A 15,066-nucleotide genomic window follows, 5' to 3' on the forward strand; every position below is an offset into this window, starting at 1 on the left:
CTGCCATAATTGAATTAAGGCCTGCGGATATCCTTGTGATACCCGCAGGCCTTTTCGTTTCTTATACCTGACAAAGGTTAACAGCCCTAACGCGGCAACGGATTCAGCGCCTTGTTGTACGGGGTCCAGTCCTTCACATCCGGATAATACTTGCGTCGCCACGCCCGCACTTTGGGGTTCATGTAGCGCCGCCAGAACGGTGGCATCATCGCCATAATCGTCATTATGGGATAACTGTATGGCAGTTGGGGTGCCTCATCCGCATCGTAGGTTTGCAGCAGCGGAAAACGGCGGCTCGGCTTGTAGTGATGGTCCGAGTGGCGCTGCAGGTTGATCAGCACAAAGTTCGTGACACGGTGCGCCGCGTTCCATGAATGGCGGGGCAGGACGTGTTCATATTTGCCCTCCCCCAGATGGCGGCGGGTCAGACCGTAGTGCTCAACGTAATTGACCAGCTCCAACTGCCAGATCGCCACAAAAGCTTGCAGGCAGAACATGCCCACGCCGGTCCATCCCCCGATCATATAGGCCAGCAACAGCCACCCCGCCTGCCACGCCGCGTATCGCCAGAACGGGTTGCTGCGATGGGATGCGGGAAGACCCTTACGCGCCAGCATCGCCTTCTCCGCCCCAAAGGCAGAGTGGAAGCAGGACACAAGCACACGGCGGAAAAAGCGGTGGAACCCTTCGTTGTAGCGCGCGGTCACAGGATCACGCGGCGTTCCCACATAGCGGTGATGCACCAGCAGGTGTTCGCTGCGAAAATGACCGTACAGTACCATTGTCATCAGCATATCGCCCAGAAACCGTTCAAAACGGGACTTCTGGTGCATCAATTCATGGGCATAGTTGATCCCGATGGTTCCGCTGGCAATGCCAACTGTCGCCATAAAAATCCAGCTTTCCCGCGTGCTTAGCCGATCAGTCCAACTGACATAGGCCAGTGATCCGAACACCAGAACCACCTGCAAAAACGGCCAGATCAGGGTGATCAACGTGTACCAGCGCAGACTGTTATCCGGTGTTTCTGTGTCCATATTGTCCGTGCGCAAACCGCCAACCACATCCACCAGAGACATGGCCCACCAGCCAAACAGCGGGGTCAGCGCCAGCCACCAGCCGCCCTGCCAACCAGCCAGAGCGAGCACAGGCAGATAGCCAAGCGACAGCCAGAACGGCAGCGCTGCAAGAAAATTGGTGCGGATGGGATCGCCAGACATGAATGCTCCGGTAGTTTTTCGCAATCTGGCACGAAAGGCGGGAACACACAATTCAAACGGTGGGGAAGGTTGGCCGCGCAGCAACGGGCGGCCAACCTTCGGATCAGAAGCATTCAGTCGGGTTTAGCCCGCAGCGGTGATACCGGCGTCGACCGCGTTCAGAATGGTATCCACCTCGGCTTCGCTGATCACCAACCCCGGAGACAGCAGGATATTCGCACCGGAAACCCGCAGCATCGCGCCATTCTCATAGGCGACCTTGGCGACCTTGGCGCCAAAATCCGGTGCCATCTGCTTTTTGCTCTCGCGGTCGGATACAAATTCAATCGCAGTCATCAACCCGTGGCCACCGCGGACATCCCCGATAACACTGTGTTTTTCCTTCAGGCGCTGCACGCCTTCAAACATCTGCGTCCCCCGCGCGGCGGCGTTGACCCGCACGTCCAGGCGCTGGGTTTCTTTCAGACAGGCAACCGCAGCAGCCGCCCCGACCGGATGGCCGGAATAGGTGTAACCGTGGCCGATAGACCCTTCGGGTCCGGCTTTTTCAAACACTTCGGTCATGCTTTCCGCAATCATACAAGCACCGAACGGGTAGTATCCGTTGGTGATCGCTTTGGCGGTACACATCATATCAGGCTGCACACCCCAGTGCCGCGAACCGGACCAGTCGCCTGTGCGACCAAAGGCGGTGATCACCTCATCCGCGATCATCAGGATACCGTGGCGGGAACAGATCTCGCGCATGCCGGGCATGAATGTTTCGTGTGGCACCATGATGCCACCGGCCCCAAGGATCGGCTCCATGATGAAGGCCGCGATGGTGTTTGGCCCTTGGAAAGCGATCTCGTCTTCGGCGGCTTGTAGGATCAATTGGGTCAGCTTGGCGGGGTCAGATTCATTGAACGGGTTGCGATAGGCATAGGGTGCCGGCAGGTGGCGACAGCCAGGAAGCAGCGGTTCATAGGCGGTGCGGAAGCGGTTGTTACCATTCACCGAAGCGCCGCCGAAGTGGGTGCCGTGATAGCCTTTCTTCAGGCTTAGGAACTTGGTGCGCTGGGTCTCACCACGGATTTTGTGATACTGACGGGCCAAACGCAGGCTGGTTTCAACGGAATCGGACCCGCCGCTGGTGAAGAACGCACGCCCCATGCCTTCGGGCTGAAAAAACTCGCGCAACATGTAGGACAGCTCAATCGCTGCATCATTAGACGTGCCAGCGAAGGTGGAATAATAGGGCAGCTGGTTCAGCTGGTTAGAGATCGCCTCTTTCACCGGATCACAGGAATAACCGAGGTTTACGTTCCACAACCCGCCAACTGCATCGATGGTTTCGTGACCGTCGATATCGGTGATCTTAACGCCCTGAGCACCGGTGATAATTGCCGGAGGGTTGTCTTGCTGGCCGCCGGGATGGGCCATCGGGTGCCACATGTGTTTTGCGTTATTTTCCTTAAGGAAGTTATCGTCTTTCATCTTTCCGATCCTTTTTTTGGTCAAAGCCCGTTCGGGCAGGTTCAGGGTTGGGGCTTATTCGGCCGCATCGAGCACCGGCTGACGCCGTGCTCCGTAAAGTCTGGAAATAGCTTGTGCCGCTTCGTCGATGTTCAGCGCGATGCAGTCGCGGACCCGATCATCAAAACGGGACATGGGCGTGGCCACGGCAACAGCGCCGCAAACCGTGTCAGTGTGATCGAAAACCGGCGCGGCCATACCCACGACATCAGCTTCGAATGTTCCGAACATCAAAGCATGCCCCGCCGCCTGCGCCTGCTCCACCAGTGCCAGCACTGATTCGCGCTCCAGCGGGGTTTCGGTGGTGATCCGCTCAAGCACACGGTTTAAAATCCGGTCGCGCTTGGCTGCGTCAAGACAGCTTAAATAGGCGATGCCCGATGCGGTGGCGTGGAAGGGCAAAATTTCAGCCGGATCAATATAGACCCGCGTGGCCCTGACCGAAGTTTCCACAATGGCTACCTCGCTCAATCCATTCTTTTGATGGTGGCTTAGATGCGCGGTTTCTCCGGTTTTCTCTACCAGATCAGATAAAACGTTTTTTGCTGCGATCTCAATGGGATATGTCAAGTTTCGCACAGACGCCAGCCGCGTTACGGCAGGACCGAGGTGGTAGGTTTTGCTCAGCGGGTCTTGCTCCAGAAACCCTTGGGCCTCCAGCGCGGTCAGGTATCTTTGGACGGTCGCTTTATCCCGTTTCAACAACCGTGCTGCTTCTGACAAACCGATAGACGGACGGGCGGTATGGAACAGGTCCAGTATCTCCAAAGCCTTCTCTACAGTGCTCATCACTTACCCTATCGTTGCAAATGCATCGTTTTTTGTTTGACACTGATCCTGCTTTGAAGCAATCATTATTTCAACCGACGGATTGAATAATGATCCACGGTCATGACTTGGAACACAAGACATCGGACAGGGAGTCCCTTATGAAACATTTTCTTACCATAGCAGCTACGGCCGCATTAACGGCTGGTGCCATCGGCGCGCCTGCATTGGCTGAATACCCCGAGAAACCCGTAAACTTTATCGTGCCGTGGCCTCCGGGTGATCTGGAAGACGTGCTGACCCGCATGATCGCCGAAGATTTCCAAAAGGAATACGGCGTAGCAGCGGCAGTGGTGAACAAGCCGGGCGGCGGTGGTGGCCCGTTCCCGGGTGCCATTGATGTGGCGACTGCTCCGGCGGACGGCTATACCATCGGTTCATTCGTGATCGGCGTTCCGCTGATCGGCCACGAGATCGGTATCGACGAACTAACCCCCGCGAAATTCGACCCGCTGGGCATTTTCCTGACCTACCCGTTTGTTCTGGCAACATCCGGTGACGCGCCATTCAAGACGATTGAAGAAATGGCCGAACATGCCAAATCCAACGATCTGGCGCTGGGGCATTTCGGTGCGCCGCTGACACCGACCAAAGTGTCACTGGCCTATGCCAAAACCGCCGGTTTTGAATGGGGATCCGAAGCTGCGTTTGATGCGCTTGACTGTAACACGCTGGCCTCTGGCGATGCGGATGTGATCAACACAACACTGCAACTGGTTCTGCCATGTCTCGACAGCATCACCGTTCTGGCGACCATGACAGACGAGCGTATTTCCCTTACACCGGATGCACCGACAATGGCCGAAGTGAACCCCGAGCTGGGTATCTCTTTGTGGAACGGTCTGTTCGTCACCAAAGACACCCCGCAAGACGTGCGCGAAAAGATCATCGCGGTTGCGAAGAAAACCGTTATGTCCGAGCGCGCCCAGAAACTGGCCGCTGAGACAGGTGCCGGTGTCTATTGGCAGGATGCTGACACATCTGCCGGTCGGATCGAAACCGACACAGGCAAACTGGCGACAGTGAACGGTCTGATAGAGTAAACCGTTTCCGATAAAGACCCGAACCGGCCCCTTCGGGCCGGTTTTTCTGAACCTGCGAGGGAGACCGCAATGAGCACCGAACCGACGAAAGCCAAACCCGGAGAGATGCTGTTTGTGGGTCTGTTCTTCGCAGTTTCCGCCTATTTGCTGACCCAAATCGGGGATCAGGCCAAGTTCTCGGCCAAAGGCAAACTTTTCGCACAGCCCGCATTCTGGCCGGGTGTTGGCGTGATTGGGATGGTTGGATTTACCGCACTGCATTTGCTGACCCACATGAAACAACGGGCGAAAAGCGGGCTTGGCAGTGAAGTGGTGATCTGGCTGCGGGCCTTTGAATTTGTCGGGTGGTTCATGATCTACGTGATCGCCGTACCGCGCATCGGCTACCTGCCAAGCACGGTTCTGTTTACCTTCCTCCTTGCCCTTCGCATGGGGTATCGCAGTCTGGCAATGCTGGGCTGGTCCGCTGCATCGGGTGTAGCGATTGTCATCATCTTCAAGACACTTCTAGGCGTGAAAATCCCCGGAGGTGCGCTTTATGAGCATCTGCCCGACGGATTGCGCAACTTCATGATTATGGGCTTCTGATATGGATCTGTTTTTCTCCAGTTTAGAGATCCTCGCCCGTTGGGATGTGCTGATCGCCCTTATCGTCGGCTCTGTCGGGGGCGTGATTATCGGCGCAATTCCAGGTGTCGGGGCGGCTGTGGCCATCGCGATTCTGCTGCCCGCAACCTTTTCGCTTGATCCCATCGTCGGACTGACCGCGCTTTTGGGGATTTACGGCAGTTCCATGTATGGCGGTGCGATTCCCGCAATTCTGGTGAACACACCGGGGACGGCGGTGAACGCGCTGACGACCTACGACGGCTATCCGATGACCCAGCGGGGCGAGGGCCGACGCGCCCTGTCGCTCGCGTATTCTGCAAGCTTCTTCGGGGGTGTTTTTGCGGTTGTCTGCCTGATTTTTCTCTCTCCAATACTAGCAGCCATCGCCCCCCATTTCGGCAGCCGCGAGATTTTCCTCGCGTCCTTGCTCGGGATTATTCTGGTGGTGCTGGCCCATCGCGGGCAAATCCTGATCGCTGGCGCACTGGCCTGTTTCGGCATCTGGCTGAACACCATCGGGCTGGAGCCGATCCAGTATTCAAAGCGCTACACCTTCGGGCAAAGCTGGCTGTCTGGCGGCGTCGATCTGATCGTGGTGGTGCTGGGGCTGTTTGCCATATCACAGGCAATCGTCCTTTTGGTGGACGAGAACCGCGCGCCGCGCACAGGCACCCTGTCGGGGGGGCTGTTCCAAGGCTTTAAAGAACTGTTCCAACACAAACGGGTCGCAAGCGTCAGTGCATCCTTCGGGGTGATGATGGGGATGATACCCGGTGTCGGGGAATTTACCGCGCAATTTATGTCCTATACGGCTGCGCGGCGCGGATCGAAAACGCCAGAGCTGTTTGGCAACGGCGCACCGGAAGGTTTGATCGCCTCCGAAGCCTCTAACAATGCCGTGCCCGCCGCAGCGATGATACCGCTGCTGGCTCTTGGCATTCCGGGCGAAGCGCTGACCGCGATGATGTTGTCGGTGTTTTATGTGCATAACGTGGTGCCCGGACCGCAATTGTTCCAAAACCAGATGGATTTCGTTGTCGCGCTTTATATTGCGCTGCTGTTGCTGAACGTGATGGTTGTCATATTCCTGCTGTTTTCGACCAACCTGCTGCTGAAAATCATCCAGATCCCGACCCGTTTTCTGGGCATTATCATTCTGACCCTGTCGTTTGTCGGGGTCTATTCCCTGCGCAATTCCACCATCGACTGCGCCATAGCGGCGGGGTTCGGCGTGTTCGGGTTTATTCTGAAACGTCTGAACCTGCCCATCGTACCGATTATCCTTGGCATGGTTCTTGGCGGGATCATGGAAGCCAAACTGCGCACCTCTATGATGCGGGTCAAAACCCCATTCGACATGATCGACCGCCCTATCGCCTTTATCCTGTTTCTCCTGATCCTCGCCGTGCTCGGCTCTCATGTCTGGCGCATGTGGAAGGATCGCAATTCGACGGAAGACCTATGACCACACAATCGCAAATCGACGCCCTGCGCAGCGAAACCGTTGCAGCGCAATCCCTGTTCATCGACAACGCCACCGTAGAAGGCACTGCCGAACCGATGGCTGTGACCTCCCCAATTGACGGCACGCAGCTGACCACCATCGCCAATGCCACATCGGGCGAGGTTGATCTGGCCGTTGCATCAGCCCGCACTGCGTTCAATGACGGGCGCTGGTCCCGTCTGGCCCCTGCCGCGCGCAAGAAAATCCTGTTCGCGGTGGCCGATGCGATTGAAGCCGATGCGCTGGCGCTGTCCGTGCTTGGCATCCGCGACAACGGGACCGAGTTCGCGATGGCCTATAAAGCCGAGGCCGGTTCCGCCGCCGCCACCTTCCGCTATTACGCTGAAGCCATCGACAAAACACCGGGGGAAATCGCCCCTACAGCGCCCGGCACGCTGGGTCTGGTGCATCACGAACCTGTCGGCGTGGTCGGTGCGATCATCCCGTGGAACTTCCCGCTGATGATTGGCGCATGGAAAATCGCCCCTGCCATTGCAGCGGGCAATTCAATCGTTGTGAAGCCTGCCGAAACCGCATCCCTGTCCTTGTTGCGACTGGCTGAAATTGCAGCCGGTGCTGGCCTGCCTGCGGGCGTGCTGAATGTTGTTACAGGCGATGGCCGTATTGCGGGGGATGCGCTGGCGCGGTCTATGGATGTCGATGTGCTGGCCTTTACCGGATCGGGCATGACGGGGCGCAAACTGCTAGAAGCATCGGCCCAATCGAACCTCAAACGGGTTTATCTTGAGCTGGGCGGGAAATCCCCGAACGTGGTTTTTGCCGATGCGCCGGATCTCGACAAAGCGGCGGCTGTTTCTGCTGGTGGTATCTTTCGCAATGCGGGGCAGGTCTGCGTGGCTGCATCCCGCTTGCTGGTAGAACGTAGCATCCATGATGATTTTGTCGCGGCGCTGAAATCCCATGCCGAAGCGTTTAAGGTTGGTGATCCGCTGGACCTGAACACCCAAATCGGTGCGGTAAATTCCGAAACCCAACTGGCCGGAAACCTGCGACTAACCGAGGCAGCGATCAGTGAAGGGGCAGAGTGTATCACAGGGGGCAACCGCATCCTTGAAGACACTGGCGGCAGCTATATGGCGCCTACAATCCTGTCCGGTGTGACACCCACCAACACCGTGTTCCGCAAAGAGGTCTTCGGGCCGGTTCTCGCAGTAACGCCATTTGACACCGAAGAAGAAGCCGTCCAGCTTGCCAATGACAGCGACCTTGGCCTTGCGGCAGGTGTCTGGACCTCGAACCTGTCGCGCGCCCACAATATGATCAGCGCGATCAACGCCGGTGTGGTGCATGTGAACACCTACGGCGGGCCGGATAACACCGTGCCGCTGACAGGTCATAAACAATCGGGCAACGGTTCGGACAAATCGCTTCATGCGCTTGATAAATACACCAACCTGAAAACCGCATGGATACAGCTATGACCTCGCTCAGCAAATCTTTACTTGCACGGCGTGATGCGGTGCTCGGCCCCAATATGTCCACCTTTTATCAAGAGCCTGTGCATCTGGTAAAAGGGGAAGGCGTTTGGGTCTGGGACCATGACGGGAAAAAGTATCTCGACTGCTACAATAATGTGCCCCACGTGGGTCACTGCCACCCCCATGTGGTGAAAGCCATGTCAGATCAGGCGGCAACGCTGAACACGCATACGCGGTACTTGCACGAAGGCATCGTCGATTATGCCGAGAAGCTGACGGCGACCTTTGATGACCCGCTGAACACGGCGCTGCTGTGCTGCACCGGATCGGAAGCCAACGATGTTGCCCTGCGCATGGCCGAGGCTGTGACCGGAAAGACCGGCATTATCGTCACCAACCACACCTATCACGGCAACACGACGGCTGTGTCGGCTCTGTCCACGACCAACCCGTCGAAGTTCGGCAAATCGAGCCATATTCGTCATGTGCCTGCACCCGACAGCTATCGCCCGCCCGAAGGCGATGCAGGTGAATATTTCGCAGAGCAAGTGAAAGCGAAAATTGCAGAACTGGAAGACAGCGAACACGGTTTCGCCGCCCTGCTGATCGACCCGTTCTTTGCGAACGAGGGCTTTCCCGACCTGCCCGCCGGATTTCTAAACGCGACCATGAAAGTCGTGCATGACGCCGGAGGCATCCTGATCGCGGATGAGGTCCAACCCGGTTTCGGGCGTACCGGCAGCCATATGTGGGGACATCAGTACCAAGGAATCACGCCTGATGTGGTGACGCTGGGCAAACCGATGGGCAACGGTCATCCGGTGGCTGGCGTGGTCACAACGGCTGCGATCATGCACGAGTTTCGCACGGCATTCCGCTACTTCAACACCTTCGGCGGCAACCCTGTGTCCTGCGCCACTGCGCTGGCCGTGCTTGAGGTGATTGAACAGGAAGGTCTGATGCAGCAAGCCGCCGATGTGGGCGCCTATGCCAAGGGTCGTCTGCAGGAACTGGCGGAAAAGCACAGCGTTATCGGCGATGTGCGCGGGCGCGGCATGTTTTTCGGAGCAGAACTGGTAACCGACCGCACCACCAAAGCCCCCGCAACGGATTACATCCTGCGTGTGATCGAAGAACTGCGCAATCGGGGCATACTGCTGAATAAAATCGGCATCCATTACAACACCCTGAAAATTCGCCCGAATCTGCAATTCACGCGGGACGACGCGGACCTTCTGATCGACACGCTGGATCAGGTTCTATCGGACGTGCAGCCATGACGGATGCGCTGGCACAACTGGCCATTGCCCGATGGGATGTGGACGCCACTTCGGTTGAACTCGTGGCAGAGCGGGAAAATCGCGTTTTCCGCGTGATAACACCGGACGCTACCTATGCTTTGCGCCAACATCGCAGCGGCTATCGCACTGATGCGCAGCTAAGCTCTGAACTGGCTTGGATGAAATCGCTCGACACGGCGGGTCTGTCGCTGCCCCGCCCGATCGCGGGTTCGGATGGGGCCCACCTGCAACTGGTGAACGAAGCGCAGTTTGATCTGCTGACTTGGCTGAGTGGCCGTCAGCTCGGGGCATTCGGCACGCCACTTGATCTGGACGATCCCGAACGCACGTTCCACGACCTCGGTCAGGCAATGGCGCGACTGCATAAAGCGTCTGATGCTTGGACCGTTCCCGCAGGTTTCACCCGTCCCCGCTGGGATGCGGATGGTCTGATCGGAGAGACACCGCAGTGGGGGCGGTTCTGGGAAAACCCGACCCTGACGCCAGACCAAAAGACCCTGTTTGAAACCTTCCGGGCGGAAGCCACTGCGACACTGTCGGAGGGTCAGCACGACTTTGGCCTGATCCACGCCGATCTGTTGCGGGAGAATATCCTGATCGACGGGCGAGACCTGCATCTGATCGACTTTGACGATGGCGGGCCGGGGTATCGGCTGTTTGAACTGGCCACCACAATTTTCCGCATCCGCGAAGAAACAAATGCACCGGTCCTGCAATCCGCACTGATCGAGGGCTACCAGTCCGAGCGTACAATTAACATCACACACCTGCCCCTGTTCATCGCCCTGCGGGCCTGCACCTATGTGGGCTGGATCGTCACGCGAATGGAGCTTCAGGGCGCGCAGGAGCGCAACAAGCAGCACATTAACAATGCGACCCAAGTGGTTACAAACTGGCTTAATTCGGGAGGCACTCATGTCTGACAAGACTATTCTAGTCGTCGGAACCTACGACACCAAAGACGACGAGTTGAACTATATGGCAGAGCGGATCACCGCAATGGGCGGCGGCGTTCTGACGATGGATGTCAGCGTTCTTGGCGACCCGTCAGAGCCTTGCGACCATTCCAAACACGCAGTGGCAGAGGCCGCAGGCAGTTCCATTAAGGCGGCGATTGATTCAGGCGATGAAAACACCGCGATGCAGATCATGGCGCGGGGCGCGTCGCAGCTTGCAGCGCAGCTTTACCGTGACGGCGCTTTTGATGGTGTGGTCATTCTGGGCGGCACGATGGGCACTGATCTGGCGCTGGATGTCTGTCAGGCGCTGCCGATGGGGGTGCCGAAATACGTGGTGTCTACGGTGTCTTTCTCGCCAATTATCCCACCCGAACGACTGTCTGCGGATATTCAGATGATCCTTTGGGCCGGTGGGCTTTACGGTCTGAACTCTGTCTGCAAGGCCTCCCTGTCCCAAGCGGCAGGCGCGGTGTTGGGCGCGGCCCGTGCGGTGGAACCACCCTCTACGGATCGACCCATCGTCGGGATGACATCGCTTGGATCGTCCTGTCTGAAATATATGAAAAAGCTGAAACCTGCACTGGAAGAGCGGGGCTATGAGGTTGCGATTTTCCACGCCACAGGAATGGGCGGCATGGCGTTTGAATCCCTTGCCTCGCAAGGGCGGTTTTGTTGCGTCATGGATTTCGGCCTGTCGGAACTCGGCAACTTGATTGCAGGCTCTGTGGTGAACAGCGGCAGTCAAAGGATGCTGAACGCTGGGCAGGCTGGCATCCCCCAGATGGTCGCCCCCGGCTGTTTCGATCTGGTGGATTTCGCAGGTTGGCAGGACATCCCCGAAAACTACCGCGACCGTCCGTTTCACGAACATAACCGCCTGATCAAGTCGTCTGCTTTCAACGCCGAGGAACGCCGCGAATCCGCCCGCGAGGTGGCCAAGCGTCTGGCGAAAGCCAAAGCACCCACCCATTTTATCATGCCGCTGCAAGGGGTTGAGGAATGGGACAAAGAAGGCGATGTGGCCCATGATCCCGAAGGGCTCGCCGCGTTTACGGATGAGGCGCGCAAGGTGATGACAGACCCTATCGGCTATTCCGAAGTAGACGCCCATATTAACGATCAGGCCTTCGCTGACAAAGCGCTGGAAATCTTTGACGCTTGGGTCGCGGACGGGACGATCCGCAAGGATTAATCCCCCGTCACAGGGTCTAGCGGCAGAGATCCCACGCTTTGCGCATCACCGTGGGCAGATCGGCAGGGGAAAACCGCTCCCGCGGGAGGAAGCTGCCCACCTCCGGCGTGCCGCGTACGTCCTGTGCAAAACGGACCTGAAGGCGCAGGTGGAAGTGGGTGAAGGTGTGCCGCACCTCGCCCCTGTCCTGCCAGTCCGCATCCACTGGCGGGTCCATATCGTGGGGCATCTCCTGCCACACGCTGCCGGGCCAGCCGAGCATTCCACCCAGAAGCCCCTTATCGGGACGGCGTTCCAGTAACACCGCGCCGTCTGCCCGTTCGGCCACATAGGCCACGCCCAGCCGGATCGGTTTCGCCGCTTTGGGTGTCTTGCGCGGCAGGCTCGCCGCATCACCAGCCAATCGCGCAGCGCAATCTGTCATCCACGGGCAAATCCCGCAGGCCGGCGAACGCGGCGTGCAGATCGTGGCCCCCAGATCCATAACCGCCTGGGCGTAATCTCCGCAACGCCTGTCAGGGGTCAGCCCGTCCGCAAGGGCACGAAGAGTCTCTTTTGAAGCGGGCAAAGGGTCTAAGACCCTGTAATACCGCGCCATAACCCGTTCCACATTTCCATCGAGCACCACTGCACGGCGGCCGAAGGCGATCGCTGACACGGCGGCGGCTGTGTAAGGTCCGATACCCGGCAACTTTAACAAGGCCTCGTAAGTATCGGGAAAGACGCCGCCATATTCTTGCGCCACCACGCGGGCGCATTTCAGCAGGTTTCGGGCCCGCGCGTAATAGCCAAGCCCTGCCCAAGCTGCCATGACATCGCCGTCCTCAGCATTTGCCAGATCACTGACAGCGGGCCAGCGCGTGACAAATTTAACGAAATAATCCTTCACCGCTGCGACCGTTGTTTGCTGTAGCATCACCTCTGACAGCCAAATGTGATAAGGGTCGGGTCGCACCCCGTCCTGGCGCGCAGCGGGGCCGACACGCCACGGCATTTCGCGGGCGTGAATATCGTACCAGTCCAGCAAATCTGCGGCCTGCTGTGTCATCTTCTCACACAAGTTTTATCACCTCTTTACCACCAATTCGCTGGCATCCGTCCTTTGCCTGCGTAAGATAACCTGAATCAAAGGTTAAGACAGCCATGGCCGCTACAAAATCGAAGAAATCTCCGCCCAAACCCGCGTTTACGCGGCGCAAGGCCCGTGGATTTCTGCAAACCGGCGGTATCCTTGGCACCCAAATCCGCAAGGCTTCGGAAAAGCGGGGGTTCTCTGAGACCCGTCTGCTAACCCATTGGGCCGAAATCGCCGGAGAATCCGTCGCGCGGATCGCCCGCCCTGTGAAAGTCGGCTACACCCGTCAGGGCATGGGGGCAACGCTGACCCTACTGACCACGGGGGCCAATGCGCCGATGGTGCAGATGCAACTGCCCCAGATTAAAGACCGCGTGAACGCCACTTACGGTTATGCCGCGATCAGCCGTATCCATATCACCCAGACATCCCCGACCGGTTTTGCCGATAAACAGGCGGATTTCCACCACGATCGCCCCGAAAAACCACCCCTCAGCCCCGAAAAGAAAGAGGTGCTTGCCCGAACCGTGTCTGACGTGTCAGACGGTGGGTTAAAAGCAGCCCTTGCTGCGCTGGGTGAAAACATCCTGAAGAAACAAAAACACTAATCCAAGAGGTTCCCGTTATGATTACCCGCCGCACCGCACTGGCCACACTGGCCGCGACCACTCTGCCCGGCTCTTTTGCATTTGCACAGGACGAAACCATCACCGTTCCGGACATGCGTCTTGGCAACGAGCTGGCCAAAGTAACGGTGACAGAATACGCATCCTTCACATGCCCCCACTGCGCAAGCTTCCACGCCAACACCTATCCGCAGCTTAAGGCGAATTACATCGACACGGATAAGATCAACTTCGTTTACCGCGAAGTCTATTTCGACCGTTTCGGCCTGTGGGGCGCGATGATCGCGCGGTGTGACCCGTCCAAATTCTTCGGCATCTCCGATATGCTTTACAAGCGTCAGGCGGAATGGTCCCGTGCTGGTGAACCTGCTGAAATCGTGGCGGAAATGCGTAAAATTGGCAAGATTGCGGGCTTGTCGGACGACCAGCTTGACGAATGTCTGAACAACCAGAAAATGGCCGAAGCTATGGTTGCCCGTTTTCAGGAAACCTCTACCGCGGATGAAGTGAACTCTACACCGACCCTGTTCGTGAACGGCACCAAATATGGCAACCTGCCTTACGCAGAACTGGCCGAGATCATCGAAGCCGAGCTTGGTAGCTGATCCATGTCGAATACACCATTGCATGGCCTGCGGGTTGTAGAACTCGCCCGTATTTTGGCCGGTCCTTGGGCTGGCCAGACACTTGCCGATCTAGGGGCCGAGGTCGTTAAGATCGAAGCACCGGACGGGGATGACACGCGCAAATGGGGCCCGCCCTTCATTGATCGCGGTGACGATGTTGCTGCGGGGTATTTCCACGCCTGCAATCGCGGCAAGAAGTCAGTGGTGGTGGATTTTCGCACCCCCGAAGGCAAAGCGGACCTGCTGGGCCTGATTGCCGAGGCCGATGTACTGATCGAGAATTTCAAGGTCGGCGGGCTGGCGAAATACGGGCTGGATTACGAGAGCCTGAAAGAGGCCAATCCCCGTCTGGTCTATTGTTCTGTCACTGGCTTTGGACAGACCGGCCCTTATGCGCCCCGCGCGGGCTATGACTTTTTGATGCAGGGCATGTCGGGTCTGATGTCCATTACCGGCGAACCCGGTGGCGAACCGCAGAAATGCGGCGTAGCAATCACGGACCTGTTCACAGGGCTTTATTCCGTGATCGCCGTTCAGGCCGCATTGGCCCATCGTGAAAGAACCGGCAAAGGGCAGCATATTGATATGTCCCTGCTGGACGTGGCCGCGGCTGTTACCGCCAATCAGGCGTGGAACTACCTTGCAACGGGCAATCCGCCCGGACTGTCGGGCAACGCCCATCCGAATATTGTGCCTTATCAGGTGCTACCCACATCGGATGGTCACGTGATTATCGCATGTGGCAATGACGGCCAGTACCGCCGCTTTTGCGATATTCTCGGCCGCCCTGATCTGGCGAGCCATGATGATTACGTCACCAATCCCCTGCGTGTGAAACACCGCGATGTCTTGGTGCCGATCTTGCAAGAAGAAACCCTCAAGCACACCAAGGCCGGTTTGTTGGCGGCTTGTGACGCGAATACAGTGCCTGCTGGTCCGATCAACAACATGAAAGAGCTGTTCGAAGATCCTCATATCCAATCCCGCGGTATGAAGATCGAACTGGACGGGCTGCCCGGTGTGCGCTCTCCGATGCGGTTCTCGGGTTCTGATCTGGCCACCAAAGACGCGGCACCGAGACTTGGCGCGCATACCGAAGAGCTGCTTGGTACAAAGCCGCGCTAGGCGG

At 57.7% G+C, this 15,066-nt stretch carries 14 protein-coding genes; 10 read left to right on the forward strand and 4 right to left on the reverse strand.

Annotated features, from left to right (window positions below; translation table 11 throughout):
* Positions 1-86: 86 nt before the first annotated feature.
* The 3 genes from IEX10_RS08965 to IEX10_RS08975 form a co-directional block, all read right to left on the reverse strand.
* A complete protein-coding gene (locus tag IEX10_RS08965; protein ID WP_188673584.1) occupies positions 87-1,220 on the reverse strand; it encodes an alkane 1-monooxygenase in 1,134 nt (377 codons plus the stop codon).
* Positions 1,221-1,343: 123 nt separating this feature from the next.
* Entirely contained in the window at positions 1,344-2,696 is a 1,353-nt protein-coding gene (locus IEX10_RS08970; RefSeq protein WP_188673587.1) for an aminotransferase class III-fold pyridoxal phosphate-dependent enzyme, read from the reverse strand.
* A gap of 54 nt (positions 2,697-2,750) precedes the next feature.
* Positions 2,751-3,524, reverse strand: a complete 774-nt coding sequence (locus IEX10_RS08975) for an IclR family transcriptional regulator (protein WP_188673590.1) — start codon at positions 3,522-3,524, stop codon at positions 2,751-2,753.
* Positions 3,525-3,664: 140 nt separating this feature from the next.
* On the opposite strand from IEX10_RS08975, the gene IEX10_RS08980 reads away from it, so the two are divergent.
* The 7 genes from IEX10_RS08980 (at position 3,665) to IEX10_RS09010 (ending at position 11,610) form a co-directional block, all read left to right on the forward strand.
* Positions 3,665-4,606: a tripartite tricarboxylate transporter substrate-binding protein gene (locus IEX10_RS08980; protein ID WP_188673593.1), complete on the forward strand. Its 942-nt coding sequence runs from the start codon at positions 3,665-3,667 to the stop codon at positions 4,604-4,606.
* Positions 4,607-4,675: 69 nt separating this feature from the next.
* The gene (locus IEX10_RS08985; protein ID WP_188673596.1) at positions 4,676-5,194 is read left to right on the forward strand and encodes a tripartite tricarboxylate transporter TctB family protein; all 519 of its coding nucleotides are present in this window, start codon (positions 4,676-4,678) and stop codon (positions 5,192-5,194) included.
* Position 5,195: 1 nt separating this feature from the next.
* Positions 5,196-6,680 carry a tripartite tricarboxylate transporter permease gene (locus IEX10_RS08990; protein ID WP_188673598.1) on the forward strand — a complete coding sequence of 495 codons (1,485 nt, stop codon included), beginning with the start codon at positions 5,196-5,198 and terminating at the stop codon, positions 6,678-6,680.
* Positions 6,677-8,161 carry an aldehyde dehydrogenase family protein gene (locus IEX10_RS08995; protein WP_188673602.1) on the forward strand — a complete coding sequence of 495 codons (1,485 nt, stop codon included), beginning with the start codon at positions 6,677-6,679 and terminating at the stop codon, positions 8,159-8,161. The genes IEX10_RS08990 and IEX10_RS08995 overlap by 4 nt, the downstream gene beginning before the upstream one ends.
* Positions 8,158-9,438, forward strand: coding sequence for an aspartate aminotransferase family protein (locus IEX10_RS09000; protein WP_188673605.1), 1,281 nt, complete (start codon positions 8,158-8,160; stop codon positions 9,436-9,438). The genes IEX10_RS08995 and IEX10_RS09000 overlap by 4 nt, the downstream gene beginning before the upstream one ends.
* Entirely contained in the window at positions 9,435-10,382 is a 948-nt protein-coding gene (locus tag IEX10_RS09005; protein WP_188673608.1) for a phosphotransferase enzyme family protein, read from the forward strand. The genes IEX10_RS09000 and IEX10_RS09005 overlap by 4 nt, the downstream gene beginning before the upstream one ends.
* Positions 10,375-11,610: a Tm-1-like ATP-binding domain-containing protein gene (locus IEX10_RS09010; protein WP_188673611.1), complete on the forward strand. Its 1,236-nt coding sequence runs from the start codon at positions 10,375-10,377 to the stop codon at positions 11,608-11,610. The genes IEX10_RS09005 and IEX10_RS09010 overlap by 8 nt, the downstream gene beginning before the upstream one ends.
* A 16-nt stretch (positions 11,611-11,626) precedes the next feature.
* On the opposite strand, the gene mutY is transcribed toward IEX10_RS09010, so the two are convergent.
* Entirely contained in the window at positions 11,627-12,658 is a 1,032-nt protein-coding gene (mutY, locus tag IEX10_RS09015; RefSeq protein ID WP_188673612.1) for an A/G-specific adenine glycosylase, read from the reverse strand.
* 95 nt (positions 12,659-12,753) lie between these two features.
* Between mutY and IEX10_RS09020 the strand changes: the two genes are divergently transcribed.
* The 3 genes from IEX10_RS09020 to IEX10_RS09030 are packed head-to-tail and all read left to right on the forward strand — an operon-like array spanning position 12,754 to position 15,062.
* Complete coding sequence (locus IEX10_RS09020; RefSeq protein ID WP_188673613.1) at positions 12,754-13,293, forward strand: DUF721 domain-containing protein; 540 nt, start codon at positions 12,754-12,756, stop codon at positions 13,291-13,293.
* A 17-nt stretch (positions 13,294-13,310) separates the two neighbouring features.
* Entirely contained in the window at positions 13,311-13,916 is a 606-nt protein-coding gene (locus IEX10_RS09025) for a DsbA family protein (RefSeq protein ID WP_188673614.1), read from the forward strand.
* 3 nt (positions 13,917-13,919) lie between these two features.
* The gene (locus tag IEX10_RS09030; protein WP_188673617.1) at positions 13,920-15,062 is read left to right on the forward strand and encodes a CaiB/BaiF CoA transferase family protein; all 1,143 of its coding nucleotides are present in this window, start codon (positions 13,920-13,922) and stop codon (positions 15,060-15,062) included.
* The last annotated feature ends 4 nt before the right edge of the window (positions 15,063-15,066 follow it).

It is taken from the genome of Neptunicoccus cionae (genome assembly GCF_014643735.1).
Classification (GTDB): Bacteria; Pseudomonadota; Alphaproteobacteria; order Rhodobacterales; family Rhodobacteraceae; genus Amylibacter; species Amylibacter cionae.